Consider the following 17,260-nt stretch of genomic DNA (forward strand, 5'->3'; position numbering starts at 1 on the left):
AACGGGACGTCATGCAGCAGCAAGCCGGGGAATTCGGGATCGACGACGCGAAACGCGTGCTCGGCGACGTCTTTGCGCCCTGGGTGCAGGACCTCAATCTGGCGGTCGAGCAGTTCGACATTGCGCCGCCCGCCGGCGGCGATCCCGACTGGCAGCCCGGCGCGATCCTGCGCATGCCGTTTTCCGAACGCCTGTGCCGCAATGGCGGCATCGTCTGCGGCCAGGCGCTGATGGCGTTCGCCGACACCGCGATGGTGCTCGCCAATCTCGCGGCCAACAAGGGCTATCGCCCGATGACGACGGTCGACCAGACCACGCATTTCATGCGCGCGGTGACCGCCTCCGACGTGCTGGCCGACGCCCGCGTGGTCCGGCTCGGCCGCACCATGAGCTTCGGTCGCGTCACGCTATCCTCCGCCACCGACAACAAGCCGGTGGCGATGGTGTCGAGCGCCTTCGCGATGCTGCCGGGATAGGACTGTTGCATCATAGACGGTGCATCTCCTCATCCTGAGCTCCACCCATCCTACGCAACTGTCGTCGCCCGGCCTGTGCGCAATTGCGCACATGGACCGGGCGACCCAGTACGCCGCGGCCTATCGGCTCAAGCCACGGACGTCTCTGGAATACTGGATCACCCGCATGCGCGGGTGATGACACTGAGTCAGCTGTTTGACAATTGAATCAGACAGCCGCAACACCCATCACCGTCATCCCCGCGCAAAGGCCTCGCCTTTGTCGCTGGAGGAGCGCGCTCTCGCGCGCGTCTCGAAGGATGAATCGGCCCGGCTGGTGGCCGTCGATCCTTCGAGGCTCGCGCTCCACGAGGAGCTTGCGTGGCAGGTTTACTTCCCGAGCACGGCCTCGGCCGCGTTGACGATGCTGATCGTCGGATTCTTTCCGCAATAGGTGCCGAACTTCCTGGCGTTCTCGGTAAACACGTCGGTGTCGATGATCGCCTCGTCGGAATCGCCCTTGTACCAGCCGTCCATCCACACCAGCACCATCTTGATGGTGTCGTCGCCGCCGTCGACGAACTGCTTGCAGGTCATGGTCGAGAGATCGAGGACGGTGGCGCTGGCCGGTGCCGACGACAGCGCGAGCGCGGCGGCAAGCATGATCGAGGCAGTGATCTTCATCGCAATCTCCATGGGCAATGATCTGAAATGAACAGGTCGCCGGAAGCCAGGCGGCTCCGCTCGCGACCTCGTAAGCGAAGCGTCGCGGCGAACGCAAGCGAGACATCGCGCAACTTTGCCTGCACGTCGCTTCAGTGCACGGATTGAGAATTCGTGTTCGTGATTTGTGACGGGTCGCGCTAGAGCGTGATGAGAACAGGGAGCGTACTAGCGAGGTCCATGTCGCTCTCAGAAACCGACCTCGGCGATGCCGTGGTGAATGTCCGCTCAGGGCCCAGGCCGTGTGAAAATCGCGCAACTCGGGGCGCTGATTTGGTCGCTCAGAGGGCCGGCCTCACGCCCGCATCGCCTCCAGCAATCCGCCCACGCCCACGATCATCATCACGCGCTTCATATTGTAGGCGAGGACGTTGAGCGCCATCTCGGTGGCCACCTTTGGCAGATTTTTCGTGAGAAAGTGTGTTGCTCCCATCCAACACTTCATTGTGCCGAACGGATGCTCCGCTGTCTGACGGCGGACACCCATTGCATTGGGGTTGTGGTCGAGCCGATCCTGAACGTTTTCCAGACGGCCTCATGCTCCCAGCGTGAGATGCGGCGCTCGGGGCCTGTCGTGCACTGAACTCTGAGCGTGCAGGTTTTGCAGGTGCTTGTCCAATAGCGGGTCAGTGTCTTTCCGTCCTCTATGTTCGTGTAGTGATAAGTTAATCGCTCGCCGGCGGGACAGCGACATAGACGAAGTCCTGTTTGCCGAAGCGGCCAGCAGCTTTGGCGCCCGAAGTCATCGGCTTCGGCAACGTCACCGTGATGTCGGCTTCCTCGCAGGCCCAGATCTCCTCTCCATCGTAATAGCCGCGGTCTGCCACGACTTCGAGCGTCTCGACGGCCATCTCGTCGCGCGCCTGCCTGGCCATGTTGCCGAGTTGATGGCGATCGGTGCCCACGTTGGTCACCTCGTGAGCCACGATGAGATGATGCTGCGTATCAACTGCAATCTGCACGTTATAGCCAACGATCCCGGTGTCCTTACCACTTGTCGCCATCGAGCGCGCGTCAGGATCGGTCAGCGAGATCTGCTTGTCCTCGCTCTTCATATCTCCGCATTGATCGCATTGAGCCGGACGGTCTCCTCTTTGAGCTTCTCGATTTTACCTTTCAACCGCTCAACCTTCGCCTCTGGCACCGCATCGCCGTGCCGATCGGCGGTCTCGAGCTGCGAGAGATAGCGGGCGATGCTCTCGTCGATCCGCTCAAGGCGCCGCTTCATCTTCGCCTCAGTGAAGTTCTTGTCCCGCGCATTGACGGCCTTGAACTTCGATCCATCGATGGCGACGCTCGCTGCAACAAGCGAATCAAGCTTGCGGCACAGCGCGACAAACTCGCGGCAGACCTCACAAATGGCCTTGCCATTGTCCTTGCGGATATCCGCGATGGTCTTGAAGTCCGGCGCCAACTGCCCGGTCAGCCAGATCATCTCGATATTGCGCTGGCATTCTCGCTCCAGGCGTCGGCTCGACGGCACGCGATTGAGGTAGCCGTAGATGTAGAGCTTGAGCATCATGCCGGGATGGTAGCCGGGTCGCCCCGTGTCGAGTGACTGGACGCCAACGAAGCCGAGCTTATCCAGATCGAGCCCGTCGACGAACACATCAACCGCACGCACCGGATTGTCCTCGGCCACGTCGTCGTCGAGCAGTGCAGGAACAACGTGCCCTGTGCGCGATCAACCCCTTCCACGAATCCCGCCATCGCTCGTCCCCGCCGATTCATCGGAGAATACTAATAGCAGAGGCGGAGTTTTCACACGGCCTGGGCCAGTAGCCGACATTTCTTCGGTGTGCTCGCTATTCCAGGACGCCCTCACTTCGAACTAAGCGCCGCTTTTGGGATGGATGCGGCGAACCTCTAGTTCTTCCCACCGCGTCATGACTTTCGTGCTGAAGCGCGCCCGATCAAACCCGACTTCGCCGTCATCCTCGACCAGAAAAATATCATCTTGGGACGCAACGGCTTCGAGGAAACGTGGCGACTGAATGCTGAGATCGACTTGCCCGCAAAATTCAAAATTCAGCATTTCAAAGGAGGACATCGCGACACAATAATTGTCGAAGGTCTCGAACCTTGAAAAGTCCGCCACCGCACATTCGTCCAAGCCAATCACTGGGTAGAAATTCGGTCCCCAGAGACCGGGAGTTGGTTGGAGAATTTTTAGAATTCCGATTTGCTCCAACGTGCCGGCGGGCCACTCCCAACAGCTCATAAATTCATGGAAGAATGCCTCGCGTGGCGTGCCATTTTCATCAGGAAAAGATCGGAGCCGCCCTCCCTTTCTATCGAGCTCCATCTTTCGATAGACCTCGAAAAGAAGCTCGTATACGAGCGCGGCCACTGTCGCGTTTTGCATCCATCAATCTCCTGATACCGGCTCAGGCTCGTCGGTCAGGATTATTTGCCAATCCCTAAGAAATCCGCCGAGGGACGACAAGGATTATCCGCTTTGGGTCAAATGCGGCGGTCGCGGATCGTTGGTGAGAAGTCCGGACTGCACCCAACACCGCACCAGTCGGAGGCGGCGAAGTTGGTCCACAGGGCGACATCCCCGCGGTCTGCGCCGCGCGCCCGGATTTCCTCCCGGAAGCGATATCCCAGATGGGTCCACGCCCTAGGTTCAATTGCATCCGCGAACAACCTGCGCTCCTCTCTGGTTGCGTTAGGCAATCGCATATGACCCTTCAGCGGCTACGGAGGTAACTCGGCCTCGTGGTTCGAGACGCGCCGCAAGCGGCGCTCCTCACCATGAGGGTCTACTACTGTGCCGCAAAACAAGACCCGTCATCCCCGCGCAAAGGCTTCGCCTTTGTCGCTGGAGGAGCCTGCCGAAGGCGGGCGTCTCGAAGGATGGCCGCGAGTACGCTGCCCGACAGATTTTTTTATATGCGATTGCCCTGCCGGTTGCGGGGGGAGATGCCGGCGCATGCCGCCAGGCCGATTCAACCTGAATTCATCGCGCTTTAGAGGAACGAGGCGACGCCCGCACAATTTCGGAATAGTAGAAAAGTACCCCTGAGTTGCCCGACGTGTCAAGTTGCTTTTCGAACGCCGGCAGCCGCCGGCTCCTTTGCATGGGGTTGTTTTCGATATTTTGGCGGCGCACCCCCACGGGAGCGAGCACCTAAGCGGATCGCGAGCGACGGCTGTGCCGCCAGCGCCACAACAGCGCAATGAGGGCCACGAGCACGAGTCCGGCGGCCACAGCCTTGGCGGTGAACCGCCCGCCGGGCCAGTCGATCAGGCGGGTCCACAACGATGCCCCCTCGCCCTGGCGCGGCAGGCGAAATGCCACCACGCTATCGCCGATCGATGTGCCGGCCTCGGAATGGCCGCCGGCGCCGATCGCGACGTACTGCTCGCCCTTCCAGAGATAGGTCATCGGATTGGCGACGCCGGGCACCGGAAGCCGGCCGAGCCAAAGCTGTTTGCCCGACCTGGCATCGAACGCGCGCAGATAGGCATCCATCGCGCCGGTGAACACCAGGCCGCCCGCGGTGATCGCGACGCCATTGACCAGCGGCGTGCCGGTATTGAGCGCGATGCCGAGCGGCGCGAGATCCTCGCTGGTGCCGACCGACGCATGCCAGAGGATCTTGCCGGCCTTGAGATCGACCGCCACCGTCTCGCCCCATGGCGGCTTGTTGCAGGGCGACCCGACCGCCGATTTCGCCAGCGCCCGCGACATCGCGAACGGCGCCCCTTCCTGCTGGCCGAATTCATGACCGGGCGGCGGATTGAAGCCCTTGGCCTGGTCGCGCGGAATCAGCGTGACGATGTGCGCAGCATGACTGACATTGGCATAGAGGATCTGGTTGACCGGATCGAACGCCGCGCCGCCCCAGTTCACACCGCCGCCGGTCATCGGATAGATCACAGTGCCTTGCGTCGACGGCGGCGTGTAAAGGCCCTCGTTGCGGGATTGCGCGAGCAGCGTCTCGCAGGCCGAGCTCCCGGTGCCCGGCAGCAGGCCGGCGACATCATCGGCCGTCATCCGCTGCGTCAGCAGCGGCGGCACATGGGTCGGGAACGGCTGCGTCGGCGAAAGCCTCTCGCCCTCCGCACCGTTCTGCGGCACCGCGCGCTCTTCCACCGGCCACACCGGCTTGCCGGTGCCGCGATCGAGCACGAACACAAAGCCCTGCTTGGTCGGCTGGATCACGACGTCGCGCCGACCATCGCCGGTGTCGATCCGCGCCAGCGTCGGCTGCGCCGGCAGGTCGTAGTCCCAGACGTCGTGATGCACGGTCTGGAATGCCCATGCGAGCTCGCCGGTCTCGATGCGCAGCGCGACGACGGAATTGGCGTGCTCGTCATTGCCGGGGCGCTTGCCGCCCCAGAAGTCCGGACTGGGCGATGTCGTCGGCAGGAACACCAGGCCGCGCTCCTCGTCCACCGACATCGGCGCCCAGACATTGCTGTGGCCGGCCTCGACGCCATTGTGCACGAGCGGATCGAAGCTCCAGCGCGGCTGGCCGGTCCGCGCATCGAACGCGCGCACCGCGCCGAGCGGCGCGTCGACCCGCCGGTTGTCGCCGATCGCGGACCCGACCACGACCACGCCGCGTCCCGTCACCGGCGCCGACGTGATCTGAAACTCGCCCGGCCATTCCAGCTTCATGCCAGCGTCGATCCTGATCTCGCCAGCGTTGCCGAAATCGGCACAGGGCTTGCCGGTTCGGGCATCGAGCGCGATCAGGCGCCGGTCGTTGGTGCCGGTGAAGATGCGTGACTTGCAGGCAGCGCCTTCCGCCGCACGATCATCCGTCCAGTGCGCGACGCCGCGGCAGACAAAACGATTGGCCGGCCGCTGCGCCATGCTGATCTTCGGATCGAAACGCCATTTCTGCGCACCGGTGCCGGGATCGAGCGCGATCACTTCGTTGAACGGCGTGCAGAAGATCAGGCTGTCCTCGACGAACAGCGGCGTCACCTCGAACTTGGTGCGCTTCATCACCTCGGGCGGGCGGGTATCGAGATCGCCGGTGCGGAATTCCCAGCCGCGCAGCAGCGTGCCGACATTGTCTGATGTGATCTGCGTCAGCGGCGAGAAGCGCTGTCCGCCGCGGTCGCCGCCCCAATACTCCCAGGCGCGCGCCGGCTGCGCACACAGCAGCAGCGCGGCAAGCAGGCAAAACAGCGACCGCATCGCGTCCTCCCCCAGGATGCGATCACCAGGCACCGCATCTCATGCGGGGAAAGCATTTACGCGATCGGCGCGTCAGTATCCACCCCGGCGATAGCCGCCGCCGTAGTTGCCGCGATAACCACCGCCGCCACCGATGCCGATGCCGATCCCGATTCCGATCGGCGGTCCGGCAGGCTCATAGACCACGGCTGGAGGCGGACGGCGCGCCACCACGACGTCGTCCTCGACGACGACGCGCGGCGGGCGCTTGCCCGCGCGCCGCGGCGGATCGGGATCGGCACGCTTTTTCGCCGGCACGTTGGCCCTCTGCTGCAGCGGCTGTTGGGGCGGCGCGGCGTTGCAGGGACAGGTCGGTGCCGCCAGCCCAACGTTGGTCGCGGGCACACTGAGCGCGACGGCGGGTGCCGGATCGGGACGGTAGCGCAGCCGTTCGATCATCTTGCGCGCGGTGGCTGTCAGGTCGGTGTCAGGATATTGCGCAAGGAAACCGCGATAGGCCGCCGCCGTGTTGGCGAGAACAGCGTTACTCCACGCCATCATGCGGCGATGCCGGTCGAGCCAGTCGCGCGCCTGCAGGCCGCGCGGCGTGCCGGCGAAGATCGCGGCGAAGGCTTCGTAGGATTCGTCGGAGCCATCGATCACCGTCAGCTCATTCGCGGCCTCAATCGGCTTGCCCTGCAGCTCGCGCTTCCATTCGTCGACGGTGCGTTTGGCGGCGGCCGGCGGCGGCGTCGGTGCGGGCGACGCCGCAGCACCCGCCATGAAACGGAAGTCGTCGGTGAGCGAGGACGAGTCCCACGGCGTCTGGCGGCCGTCGGTTGCCTTGTTCACCGCCAGGCGAACGCGCTTGAAGGTGTCCTCGATCGGGATGCCCGGCTCCTTCGCCGAGGCCAGCAACGCGGTCGTGTAGGGGCTGTTGGCGCCGCTGCCGTCCTCGGCTTCCGCGCCCGGCGAGGTCGAGAACGAGACGAACGTGCCGGGCGCGCCCACCTTGGCATCGACGATGGCGAGCCCGTGCCCCGCGGTCTTGCTGAGCTCCGGGAAAGGATTGTTGCGGCAGGCATCGAGCAGCACGATGCGCATCCGGCTTGGCACCGAGGTCAGCGTGTTCAGGATGTCGTTGAGCCGAACCGCCTGGATCGGGATATCAGCCTCGCGCTTCGGATCGACATCGACCGGCACCAGATAGTTCTCGCCGTCGATCTGCAGGCCATGCCCGGCATAGAACACCAGCGCCACGGTGTCGGCGCCCTTCGCCGCCACCTGGCCGGCGAAATCGCTGAGCCGTGCGCGCATCTCGTCCTGCGACAGGTCCGATGCGGCCGTCACCGCAAATCCGGCATCGGTCAGCATCTGCGACACAGCCCTGGCGTCGTTGGCCGGATTCGGCAGCGCGGGCACCGACTTGTAGGCCGACTGCCCGATCACCAGCGCCAGCCGGTTTTCCGCCGACGCCGGCACGGCGCCGAGCAGGATCGCTGCCGGAACGATCAGGCTGAGGAGCGAACGGCGAAGCATGGCGGCCTCCGACAATGACATCGAAGATGGGTCGGAGGCCGTCAGGCCAAGGTTCATGCCGTGCGGCAATGTGCTGCCGAGCGACGCCGGTTCGGATGTCGAATGGCCGCAGAGACCTAGCGAGCCCGGCTATTTCGGCTTCTTGGCCGGATCCGCTGCCGGCTTGGTGACGCCCCAGGGATCGTATTTCTCCTTGGGCTCCGGGATCCGATCGAGCGCAGCCTTGTAGGCCTTCTCGTCGACCTTGGGCTTCTGCTCCGTCTTCGTATCGCCCCCACCGCCCCCGCGCCGGCCCTGGGCCAGCGTGGGCGTCGCGAGCAGCGCCAGAATGACGGCAGCAACCGTGAAGCGTTTCATGTCAGTCTGTCTCCCCCGCCGCTGCAGCAACATCCGGTAATACCTTTACCCCAACGATAACTTGTCGCTCGACATTTGTTGATCGACAAAGCGCCGCATGATGCGAATTCAGCGCCACCAGGGGGCGCAATCTTGGCGGCGGCACATTAAATTCGTTCAATGGGACAGGGACAAGTACATCTGGCGGCGCTGCTGGCCGGCGCCGCCTTCATATTGAGTGGCTGCGGGCTGGCGGACAGCCACGCGGTATGGCCGGAGGCCTTGAAGGTCAAGGCTACGGAGCCCGCGCCGCTCGAGACGCCTCCGGACGTCAAACGGCTGGTCGCGGGCAAGCTGGATTCGGTGTTCACGACCGGTTCACAGCCGACCCATGTGCGGGTCTCCGCCCCGCTGCACGACCCGCGCGGCACCGGCTGGACCGCCTGCGTCCGCGCCGAGCTGACATCGGTGATCGGCAAGCCGCTGGGGACGCAGACCTATCGCGTCTTCATCAACGACGGCGCGATCTTCGATCGCCGGCAGGTGGAAGCCGACGACAATTGCGTGACGCAGAATTACGAGCCGATCGAGAGTTCCGTTCAGCTGGAAGCGCAGCGAAGCCCCAAACCTTGAAGCCCAAGCCTTGAAGCCCCAGCCTTGACGTCTGAGCCGGCGAGCCGGCCAGGCCGGCGCGCACCGGTATGCTGAACGGCCGGTTAACATGACCGCTCAAATTGCCTGCTGGCCTCAACGGCATTTTCCATTTCTTTCCGCTAGCGTTGCCCTGACGAACGCAAGGCCGATCGGCCTCGCGGACTGGGGAAACAGGGACGTGGCCGATATTGCTGACCAGGCAATGATCCACCGTGCATCGCGCAGGGATGCCACGGACGATCGCACGTTGCCGCCGCTGTCGGCCGCGCCGCTCAATGCATGGCGCGCGCTTGCCGCGCGCGCGATCGAGGCCAATGGCTACTATCAGGCGGACTGGGAATTGGCGGTCGATGCCTCCGCGCGCGGCCGCACCGGCGCCTCGCTGCTCAGCGCTGCCGGCGATGGCGGGCAATTGATCGGGTTGTTGCCGGTCGTTCCGATGCGGCGGATCTACCGCATTCCCCTGCCCGCGCTGGTCGGCGCCGAACCCTATGGCACGCTGTGCACGCCGCTGCTCGACCGCGCCGCCGCCGAGGAAGCGGCGGGCAAGATGCTGCGGCAGGCGCGCAATGCGGGCGCGCATGCGCTGATCCTGCGCAACATGTCGCTCGAGGGCCCGGCCATGGCGGCGATCCGCGCCGTGCTGGCGCGAGACGGGTTGCAGCCGCAGATACTGAGCGCCTACCAGCGCGCCCAGCTGGATGCGACGCGCGATGCCGACGAATTGTTGCGCGACGCGCTTGGGCCTAAGAAGCTGAAGGAGCTGCGCCGCCAGCACCATCGCCTGTCCGACCATGGCACGGTGCGCTTCGATGTCGCCCGAACGCCGCACGAGGTTGCGACGGCGCTCGAGACTTTCCTTGTCCTCGAAGCCGGTGGCTGGAAGGGAGAGCGCGGCACGGCGCTCAGCCAGCATGCCGGCGATGCGGCCTTCATCCGCCGCGCGACGTCGACAATGGCCGAAGCCGGCCGCTGCGAGATCATCACGCTGCATGCCGGCGACACGCCGGTCGCGGGCGGCATCGTGGTGCGCCACCAGGACCGCGCCTTCTTCTTCAAGATCGGCGTCGACGAGCGTTTTGCGAAATATTCGCCCGGTACGCAGTTGACGCTCGAGCTGACGCGCCATCTCTGCGCCGATCCCGCGATCAAGTCGGCCGATTCCACCGCGGCGCCAGGCCACCCCATGATCGACCCGATCTGGCGCGGCCGCTTCGCGATCGGCGACGTACTCATTCCATTGCGGCGCCGCGATCCGCTGGTGCCGGCCATTCACGCCGCGCTGACCCTGAACAAATTTGCCTACGAAGCCGCGCGCGGCGCCGTCCGCTTCATCCGCAGCCGGCGCGGCAAGCCCGGATAATGCGGTTTACCCTTTCGTAGGCATGCAGACACATCGGGAAACAAGTGGCTGCTGCCGTCAGGTTGATGTCAGCTGGCCCGACTAGCGTTGCGGCGCGCTGGTTCTCAGACGGCGCGCGCCCTTGCTTCGAAAGCCTCATCTGATGGAAACATCGGATGGGGCTTTTTGCCGGCGCTCGCGACGTCCTGACGCCGAAAACGAAAAGGCCGCCTCAACCGGCGGCCTCCCTGTCTTGCGCTCGGCGAACCATTGGGGAAGGTGGCACGCCGCGGCGCGACCAGCACCTGCCTTACTGCAATGGCGAATGCGGCGCCGGCAGCATGATGGTCGAGTGCATCTCCTCGAGCACCTGCGTGCCCTTGCTCAAAAATTCCAGCCAGGCTGGATCCTTCATCGCGTTGCCGCGTGCGGCAGCGCGGGCGTTGAGATCGGGATAGGCCCAGATGTGGCAGACCTCGTTGGGCTGCCCGGCTTCGGTGGTCCAGAGACCGACGATCTTGGAGTATTTCTCGCGCTCCGGCATCACGCCGGTGATCAGATCGAGCCATTGCTTGGCGCCGCCGACCGGCTTGGCGCGATAGTTGCGGAATTCGTAGATGTTGCCTGATGTCGCCGGCGCCACCGGCGGGATGATTGCATTGAGCAGCCGCACCTCCTGGCGCACCAGCAGCGGACGGATCACCGGAATATACTCGCCGGTCCAGCGCGGGTTCCTGGCGAGCTCGGCGCGCAGCCGCGCCCGCTCGTTGAGATCGGCGTAGCTCCACATGTGCATGACCTGATTGAGTGGACCGATCTCGGTGATCCAGTAGCCCTCCAGCTTGCCGAAATTGTCGGCGCGGATATCGCGCGAGATCGTGCTCGCAGCCTTCACCATCTCGCCGACGGTGCCTGGACGTACCGTGTAGGTGCGCAGCTCATAGATCATGATGGTCTCCTTGATTGTTTCCGATGGATGATGTGGGCAAACGAAAAAGCCCGGCATGAGCCGGGCTTTCGATGTGGATTGCGGACTACTGCGCCGCCTGCGCGTTGATCTCGGCCGAGACCTGGCGGATGGCGCGGGCGAGCTGCTCGGCCGGCTGGGCGCCGGACACCGCGTATTTCTGCGCAAACACGAAGGTCGGCACGCCCGAAATCCCCTTCTCGGCGGCTTCCTGGGCCTGCGCCGAGACCAGAGCGACATCCTCGTCGGTGGCAAGACGCTTGCGGACGTCGTCGGCATCGAGCCCGACATCGGCCGCTGCCTGTACCAGCACGTTGCTGTCGGTGAGATCGCCGCCGTCGCGGAAATACAGCTCCATCAGCCGCTGCTTCATCTCGGCCGCCTTGCCCTTGGCCTCGGCCCAGTGGATCAGGCGATGGCAGTCGATCGTGTTGGGCTGCCGCTTGACGAGCTCGGGATGGTAGGTGAGCCCCTCCTCATTGGCGGCGGCGACCACGCGGCCGGCAATGCCCTTGTAGGCATCGACCGAGCCGAACTTGGCGGTGAGATATTCCTCGCGGCTGATGCCCTCGCGCGGCACCCAATTGTTGAGGAAGAACGGCCGCCAATGGACCTCGACCGGCACATCGGGCACCAGCTTGAGCGCGTCCTCGATGCGATGCTTGCCGATATAGCACCAGGGGCAAACGACGTCGGAGACGATGTCGAGGCGAAGCGGCTTCAGATCGCTCATGGCGGGGTTCCCGGCGGAAATGGGACCCCAAAAGTAGGCCGAAAGCGTCCCGAGACAAGCCGCTATTTCATACTGGCTGCCATCTGCCGCATCCGCTCGGCGGTCAGCTCATCGGCCGGGAAGAAGGTCTCCAGCGCCAGTTCCTGCAGCGTGATGTCGACCGGCGTGCCGAACACCATGGTGGTCGAGATGAAGCTCAGGATCTCGCCATTGAGGCGGAGCTTGAAGGGAAGCGCGACGTTGTTGTCGGTGGTAATCGGGGCCGACCGCGCCGGGATCGGATAGGACTTCAGGTCCTGATAGAGCTTGAGCAGCTCCGGATCGGCCGTTGCCTCGCATTGCCGATGCAGCCGTTCCAGAAGATGCGCGGCCCATTCCGCGAAATTCACGGTGCGCGGCGCGAGGCCCTCGGGATGGAACGCAAGCCGCAGGATGTTGAAGGGCTGGCCGAGCAGCCGCTGCGGCACGCCCTCGAGCAGCGGCGCCACCATGCGGTTGGCCGAGACCAGATTCCAGTGCCGGTCATAGGCCAGCGCCGGATTGGGCTCGTGCGCCTTCAGCACCAGGTTGATGGCCTCGCGCGCCGATTTCAGCGCGGGATCATCGAGCGAGCGTTGCGGGAATGCGGGCGCGAAACCCGCGGCGACCAGCAGCACGTTGCGTTCGCGTAGGGGCACGTCGAGGCGCTCCGCCAGTTTGAGGACCATGTCGCGCGACGGCGCCGAGCGGCCGGTCTCGACGAAGCTCAAATGCCGCGCCGAGATCTCGGCATCGACGGCAAGGTCGAGCTGGCTGAGATGGCGGCGCTGCCGCCACTCGCGCAGGTGCTCGCCGATCGGGACAGGTTTTGCGGGCTCGGCCCGCGCCATGGATGCGTGTGCGTTCATGGTGCAAACCTACCATGCGGAATTCGCCCGTTCCATTACGCCTGAGGTAATCGAATTGGCGCGCCGGCCGGCTCATCTTCGACGGCACAGGAGATGACCATGCTGATGCTGTCCCTTGTCCGCGCCCTCGCCGTCCTGCTCCCTTGGCTGGTGCATCTGGCCACCTGGCTGCTGGCGCGCTCGCTCAACATGCCGCAGCCGCTCGTGCACGCGACCGGCGTGTTCGTGTTTGCGCAGGTCTATGCGGTCGAGATGAGGGTCGGCAAGGCGCTGTGTCCGCTCCGGCTGTGGCGTCAGCTGCAGTCCATGTTCCGCTGACCACCCCAATCCCAACCAGAGGAGACCCTGCCATGATCCATTCGTCCCAGCTGCTGCGCCGCGCTTTGCTTGCCGACGCCGTGTTCAGCGGCGTATCCGCCATAGCCATGGTGCTCGGCGCCGGCGCGCTGGCATCGCTGCTCGGCCTGCCGGAAGCGCTGCTGCGCGAGACCGGGCTGTTTCTGATCGCCTATACGGCGCTGGTCGGCTGGCTCGGCACGCGCATGTCGGTGCCGAAACCGCTGGTGATGCTGGTGGTCGTCGGCAATGCGGCCTGGACGCTCGCCAGCATCGCGCTGCTGCTGTCGGGCGCAGTGTCGCCGAACCTCTTCGGGACCATCGTGATTCTCGCCCAGGCGGTCGCCACCGGCGTGTTCGCCGAGCTGCAATATGTCGGCCTGCGCCGCAGCGGTGAGACAGTCGCGGCGTAAACCGAATGCCGGACGTGACGAGCGGCCGTCGCGGCAAACGCGGCGGCCGTTTCTGTCAGCTCAGCACGACCGCGACGATCATGCCGGCAAAGGTCAGCGCCAGGCCGATGATCAGCATCGGCACCAGGCTGCTGCCGGAAAACGGATCGGCCTGATCCTGATGAAACCATGCGCCGTCGATGGCGCGCGCGATTGCCTTGGCCCTGTTCCTCATTGCACTGCTCCTGCTTCGCTTCGCCTGTATCTCTCGCCAACCCCAAGCATCACGCCCTGTCCGCTCGCGACGCCCATCTCGAGGCTCGAGGCGATGCGCCGCGCGCGATCGATGAAATGCGCCGCCGCCTCAGGCGGGCACAGCTCGGCCGCGGTCGCCTCGAACAGTTCGAGCCAGCGGTCGAAATGCGCGGCGTCGATCGGCAGCGGCATATGCTTGACCATCGGCGTGCCGTGATATCGCCCGGTCATCAGCGCAACCGAGGACCAGAACGCGCACATCTGGGCCAGATGCGGCTCCCAATTGCTGATCCTGCTCCCGAACACCGGCCCGATCATCGGGTCCTTGCGGACCTTGGCGTAGAAGGCATGCACCAGCTGCTCGATCATGGCCTCGGAGATCCCGGTCCGCGCGACAATCCCGGCGGTGATCTGCTCGCGGCGCTCTGCTGCTGTCATGGCTCACATCCTAAATAGGTATTTCAAATGCCTATTTAGCCTGCTATAGCTGATCCGCCAAATGCAGATTTCGAAGGGCTTCCATGCGCCTGACATCGTTCACGGATTTTGCGCTCCGCGCCCTGATGCGGCTGGCCGGCGAGCCGGACCGGTCGTTCGCCACCAGCGAGATCGCGGCCGAATTCGAGATTTCCCGCAATCATCTTGCCAAGGTGGTGCGCGACCTCGCCGAGGCCGGCTTCATTGCCACCCAGCGCGGCGCTGGCGGCGGCTTCTCGCTGGCGCGGCCGGCGGAGACCATCACCCTCGGCGAGGTGGTCCGCGCGCTGGAGGGCGGCAGCGCGCTGGTCGAATGTTTCAGGGATGATGGCGGAGACTGCCTGCTGCTGCCGCGCTGCCGGCTGAAGGCGAAGCTTGCGGCGGCGCGCGAGGCCTTCATGCGCGAGCTCGACGGGACGACGCTCGCCGAATGCGCCTACCTGCCGCGTCCCGTCCGCCATCCCGCGAGGGCATCATGACGACGATCGCATTCGCGGACGGCGCGTTCGAGGTTGACGCCAATATCGTCGCCGAAGGCCTCGGTATCGCAGTTCCGCTGCTGCAGGCCGGGATGCGCTCGGGCGCGATCACGACGCGCTCGGAGCGCGGGCTCGACGCCGATCAGGGGCGCCATCGCCTCACATTCTTCTCGGGGAGCAAGCGTTTCCGTCTCGTCATCGACGAGCACGGCACGATCATCCAGCGCTCGACGCTGGATTTCGGCAATGCCCCGTTGCCACGCGCGGCGCACCGGCCGAGCGGCTAGGGACTTCGTCCTGGGTATCAGGCGTTCAGCGCCCGAGCGGTGCCGCGCTTCGACGAGGCAACCTTCTTGCCCGCCGTGTTGATCAGGCTGTGGCCATTGAGGTGTTTGCCGTTCAGCGCCGTGCCGTTGGCGAGCTTGCCGTTTGCTTGGGCAGCCTTCTTCGCCTTCGCTTTCCGCTGCCTGGCCCGCTCCTCGGCGAGCTTCTCGGCCTTGCGCTGTGCCTTCCGCTCGGCCCTTTCCTTCAGCCGCACCCGCTCCGCCCTCGCCTCCGCGCGCTTCTTCTTGCGCTTCTTCTCGCAGGCATCGCACTTGCAGCCGATCGGCTTCAGATAGGCTTTGAAATAGTCGGTTCCGTAGTCGTAATTGATTTCGTCGCCCGGCTCGATGTCCTTGATGGCGCGGATGAACACCTTGCGCTTGCGTGGGCGAACGTCGGATTCCGCGTTCGGCCTGCAGGCGTGGTTGATATAGCGAGCGACGTTCTCGCGGACCGAGCCGTCGATGGTCCAACGGTTGGTGAGCTCGAACAGATATTTGTTCTCGATCGCGTCCTCATCCTTCTTCTTCGAGTCGAGCAACGGCCCGAAATAGCGGATGATCTTGGTGCCTTTCTTGATCGGCTTGGTGGCGAAAAGGCCAAGACCGGTCCGGGAACGGCCGACGCGATAGGGCTTGTTGGATGATATCGTGGGCATGACGATCGAGATTACGGCACGTTGGGTGCACGCGACAGAAGTTGCGAAGCCGCCCTTCTAGGACGATTCCGCGCGCCTGTCAGGTGTTTCCCGCGTGTCTATTGAACCTTCCCCAGATTGCATATGTCAGACACAAAGTAACGTCCGGATCGCAGGTTTCCCCCGATGAAATACCTTGCTTTTGCAACAGTCGTTATGGCGCTTGCCGGTGCAAATCCTGGTCAGGCCGGCGCTGAGACGATCAGCAGCAGCTACACATCGACCGCGCCGAAGGCCTGCCGCATGATCGGCAAGCCCAGCGAAGAGGACGGCAGCACCACCAGGGTCTGTCCGGGAAAATCCGGACTTGTGGTGCTGATCAACGAGGGCGATCTGCGCGAAGTGGTCTCGGTGGGCCGAAACCGCGAGGCGGCAGCCAGGGAACCGGCGGCGCAGGCCTGGTTCGGCCCGTTCAGCTCGACCGGCGATACGGTCGAGTGGCGTGCAGCCAGCGGCAAGCCGTTCGCGATCATCCAGCGCTGGCAGATCGCCGACAACAGCGAGCAGGACAAGCGCGGCGGCCCGGTCTCGCGGGCAATGCTCGCCGTGACCCGGCTGCCGCCGGGCGATGTCTGTCATGTCGCCTATGTCGACGTCGCGGCCAATCCCGACGCCAACGCGCTGGCGCGGCAGGCCGCCGACGATTTCGCCCGCGATTTCAAATGCGGCACGGATACGGTGAAGACGATCGGACAGAGCGGCCGGACCACGTCGCTTGTGAGGCGCTAGCCCACGGGCAGCACTGGTTATTGCCGCGCGGAGCGGCCCGCGGACAATCGCAGCATCGCGGTCAACAGCGTTTCCGCGGATGTGCCCTCGGGCGACCGATCCAGAATCGCCTTGAGGCGTCCGTCGAGCAGCAGCATGGTGAAACCATGCACCAGCGACCAGGCGGACGCGATCGCGGCGGCCTGGTCCAGCGTAAGCTGCTCCTTGGAAATCTGCTCATGCCGGCTGGCGCCGACGCCGCGGGTCAGCCCTGCGAACGAAGCCTCGGATGCCTCGTGCAGCGACGGCCGCGAATGATCGAGCCGCTCACTGCGGAACATCAGCCCGTACATGCCGGGATGTGCCTGGGCATAGGCAACATAAGCCTTGGCGCTCGCCACGCCCTTCTCGGGCGTCGTGGCCGCCGAAGCGTCCGCAGCCGCCATCGCGAGGCCAAATTGCCGGAAACCGATCGCCGCGAGTTCACTGAGCAAGCCGGTGAGATCGCCGAAATGATGCGTGGGTGCGGCGTGCGACACGCCGGCCTCGCGCGCCACCGCACGCAATGTCAGTCCCGCCAATCCATCACGCTCGAGCACGCGCTCGGCGGCCTTCAATAATGCCTCATGCAGATCGCCGTGATGATACGGCGTGTCGTTGGCGCGGCGCCGTTGGGCCGGACGAGTTGCCGCGGTCCGGGCAACCCGGCGGGTCGGGGCGCGTGCCGCGCGAGTCGCCTTGTTTTCTTTGGAGATTCTTGCCATGCGGCCGTTATATGTCGCAATTTTTACACTGTAAAGATTTTGCTTGACGATCAGC

General features: G+C 64.6%; 24 protein-coding genes. 8 read left to right on the plus strand and 16 right to left on the minus strand.

Features of this window, described 5'->3' with window-relative positions:
* The first annotated feature begins 11 nt into the window (after positions 1-11).
* The gene (locus XI02_RS28900; protein WP_016848531.1) at positions 12-476 is read left to right on the plus strand and encodes a PaaI family thioesterase; all 465 of its coding nucleotides are present in this window, start codon (positions 12-14) and stop codon (positions 474-476) included.
* Between the two features lie 369 nt (positions 477-845).
* Here the strand turns inward: XI02_RS28900 and XI02_RS28905 are convergent, their stop codons facing one another.
* From XI02_RS28905 to XI02_RS28930, 9 genes are all read right to left on the minus strand, one after another.
* Positions 846-1,139 carry an HdeA/HdeB family chaperone gene (locus XI02_RS28905; RefSeq protein ID WP_026192993.1) on the minus strand — a complete coding sequence of 98 codons (294 nt, stop codon included), beginning with the start codon at positions 1,137-1,139 and terminating at the stop codon, positions 846-848.
* Between the two features lie 334 nt (positions 1,140-1,473).
* Positions 1,474-1,611 carry a hypothetical protein gene (locus XI02_RS46450; protein ID WP_018272443.1) on the minus strand — a complete coding sequence of 46 codons (138 nt, stop codon included), beginning with the start codon at positions 1,609-1,611 and terminating at the stop codon, positions 1,474-1,476.
* A gap of 8 nt (positions 1,612-1,619) precedes the next feature.
* Positions 1,620-1,826: a hypothetical protein gene (locus XI02_RS46455; protein ID WP_371814163.1), complete on the minus strand. Its 207-nt coding sequence runs from the start codon at positions 1,824-1,826 to the stop codon at positions 1,620-1,622.
* Between the two features lie 17 nt (positions 1,827-1,843).
* Positions 1,844-2,233, minus strand: a complete 390-nt coding sequence (locus XI02_RS46460) for a transposase (protein WP_016848534.1) — start codon at positions 2,231-2,233, stop codon at positions 1,844-1,846.
* Positions 2,230-2,820: a transposase gene (locus tag XI02_RS46465; protein WP_016848535.1), complete on the minus strand. Its 591-nt coding sequence runs from the start codon at positions 2,818-2,820 to the stop codon at positions 2,230-2,232. The genes XI02_RS46460 and XI02_RS46465 overlap by 4 nt, the downstream gene beginning before the upstream one ends.
* A 189-nt stretch (positions 2,821-3,009) precedes the next feature.
* Positions 3,010-3,543, minus strand: a complete 534-nt coding sequence (locus XI02_RS28915) for a hypothetical protein (RefSeq protein ID WP_016848536.1) — start codon at positions 3,541-3,543, stop codon at positions 3,010-3,012.
* 768 nt (positions 3,544-4,311) lie between these two features.
* Positions 4,312-6,336 carry a pyrroloquinoline quinone-dependent dehydrogenase gene (locus XI02_RS28920; protein WP_018272444.1) on the minus strand — a complete coding sequence of 675 codons (2,025 nt, stop codon included), beginning with the start codon at positions 6,334-6,336 and terminating at the stop codon, positions 4,312-4,314.
* Positions 6,337-6,408: 72 nt separating this feature from the next.
* Positions 6,409-7,854: a caspase family protein gene (locus tag XI02_RS28925; protein WP_026192994.1), complete on the minus strand. Its 1,446-nt coding sequence runs from the start codon at positions 7,852-7,854 to the stop codon at positions 6,409-6,411.
* Between the two features lie 129 nt (positions 7,855-7,983).
* The gene (locus XI02_RS28930; protein WP_016848541.1) at positions 7,984-8,211 is read right to left on the minus strand and encodes a hypothetical protein; all 228 of its coding nucleotides are present in this window, start codon (positions 8,209-8,211) and stop codon (positions 7,984-7,986) included.
* 159 nt (positions 8,212-8,370) lie between these two features.
* Here XI02_RS28930 and XI02_RS28935 point away from each other — a divergent pair, with 159 nt between their 5' ends.
* Positions 8,371-8,823: a hypothetical protein gene (locus XI02_RS28935; RefSeq protein ID WP_016848542.1), complete on the plus strand. Its 453-nt coding sequence runs from the start codon at positions 8,371-8,373 to the stop codon at positions 8,821-8,823.
* A gap of 199 nt (positions 8,824-9,022) precedes the next feature.
* Positions 9,023-10,207 carry a GNAT family N-acetyltransferase gene (locus tag XI02_RS28940; RefSeq protein ID WP_018272446.1) on the plus strand — a complete coding sequence of 395 codons (1,185 nt, stop codon included), beginning with the start codon at positions 9,023-9,025 and terminating at the stop codon, positions 10,205-10,207.
* 289 nt (positions 10,208-10,496) lie between these two features.
* On the opposite strand, the gene XI02_RS28945 is transcribed toward XI02_RS28940, so the two are convergent.
* The 3 genes from XI02_RS28945 to XI02_RS28955 all read right to left on the minus strand — a co-directional run bounded on the left by XI02_RS28945 (position 10,497) and on the right by XI02_RS28955 (position 12,773).
* Entirely contained in the window at positions 10,497-11,135 is a 639-nt protein-coding gene (locus tag XI02_RS28945; protein WP_240537260.1) for an NIPSNAP family protein, read from the minus strand.
* Positions 11,136-11,220: 85 nt separating this feature from the next.
* Entirely contained in the window at positions 11,221-11,886 is a 666-nt protein-coding gene (locus XI02_RS28950; RefSeq protein ID WP_018272447.1) for a DsbA family oxidoreductase, read from the minus strand.
* Between the two features lie 62 nt (positions 11,887-11,948).
* On the minus strand, positions 11,949-12,773 hold the full coding sequence (locus tag XI02_RS28955) for a helix-turn-helix domain-containing protein (RefSeq protein WP_038375856.1): 825 nt from the start codon (positions 12,771-12,773) through the stop codon (positions 11,949-11,951).
* A gap of 93 nt (positions 12,774-12,866) precedes the next feature.
* Here XI02_RS28955 and XI02_RS28960 point away from each other — a divergent pair, with 93 nt between their 5' ends.
* Together XI02_RS28960 and XI02_RS28965 are read left to right on the plus strand one after the other, a co-directional pair.
* Positions 12,867-13,091, plus strand: a complete 225-nt coding sequence (locus tag XI02_RS28960) for a hypothetical protein (protein ID WP_016844796.1) — start codon at positions 12,867-12,869, stop codon at positions 13,089-13,091.
* Positions 13,092-13,123: 32 nt separating this feature from the next.
* A complete protein-coding gene (locus XI02_RS28965) occupies positions 13,124-13,522 on the plus strand; it encodes a hypothetical protein (protein WP_016844795.1) in 399 nt (132 codons plus the stop codon).
* A 55-nt stretch (positions 13,523-13,577) separates the two neighbouring features.
* On the opposite strand, the gene XI02_RS28970 is transcribed toward XI02_RS28965, so the two are convergent.
* Both XI02_RS28970 and XI02_RS28975 read right to left on the minus strand, forming a co-directional pair.
* The gene (locus XI02_RS28970) at positions 13,578-13,736 is read right to left on the minus strand and encodes a hypothetical protein (RefSeq protein ID WP_016844794.1); all 159 of its coding nucleotides are present in this window, start codon (positions 13,734-13,736) and stop codon (positions 13,578-13,580) included.
* Positions 13,733-14,194: a group III truncated hemoglobin gene (locus XI02_RS28975; RefSeq protein ID WP_016844793.1), complete on the minus strand. Its 462-nt coding sequence runs from the start codon at positions 14,192-14,194 to the stop codon at positions 13,733-13,735. Before XI02_RS28975 ends, XI02_RS28970 begins: the two co-directional genes overlap by 4 nt.
* A gap of 83 nt (positions 14,195-14,277) precedes the next feature.
* On the opposite strand from XI02_RS28975, the gene XI02_RS28980 reads away from it, so the two are divergent.
* On the plus strand, positions 14,278-14,712 hold the full coding sequence (locus tag XI02_RS28980) for an Rrf2 family transcriptional regulator (RefSeq protein WP_016844792.1): 435 nt from the start codon (positions 14,278-14,280) through the stop codon (positions 14,710-14,712).
* The gene (locus XI02_RS28985; RefSeq protein WP_016844791.1) at positions 14,709-14,999 is read left to right on the plus strand and encodes a DUF6522 family protein; all 291 of its coding nucleotides are present in this window, start codon (positions 14,709-14,711) and stop codon (positions 14,997-14,999) included. The genes XI02_RS28980 and XI02_RS28985 overlap by 4 nt, the downstream gene beginning before the upstream one ends.
* A 17-nt stretch (positions 15,000-15,016) precedes the next feature.
* Here XI02_RS28985 and XI02_RS28990 read toward each other — a convergent pair whose 3' ends face one another.
* A complete protein-coding gene (locus XI02_RS28990; RefSeq protein WP_016844790.1) occupies positions 15,017-15,694 on the minus strand; it encodes an SET domain-containing protein in 678 nt (225 codons plus the stop codon).
* Positions 15,695-15,889: 195 nt separating this feature from the next.
* Here XI02_RS28990 and XI02_RS28995 point away from each other — a divergent pair, with 195 nt between their 5' ends.
* Positions 15,890-16,462 (plus strand): hypothetical protein, encoded by a 573-nt coding sequence (locus tag XI02_RS28995; protein WP_016844789.1) that lies wholly within the window; start codon positions 15,890-15,892, stop codon positions 16,460-16,462.
* Positions 16,463-16,479: 17 nt separating this feature from the next.
* Here the strand turns inward: XI02_RS28995 and XI02_RS29000 are convergent, their stop codons facing one another.
* A complete protein-coding gene (locus tag XI02_RS29000; RefSeq protein ID WP_016844788.1) occupies positions 16,480-17,205 on the minus strand; it encodes a TetR/AcrR family transcriptional regulator in 726 nt (241 codons plus the stop codon).
* Positions 17,206-17,260 lie beyond the last annotated feature (55 nt).

Origin of the sequence: Bradyrhizobium sp. CCBAU 21365 (assembly GCF_015291305.1) — a bacterium.
Lineage (GTDB): Bacteria > Pseudomonadota > Alphaproteobacteria > Rhizobiales > Xanthobacteraceae > Bradyrhizobium > Bradyrhizobium elkanii.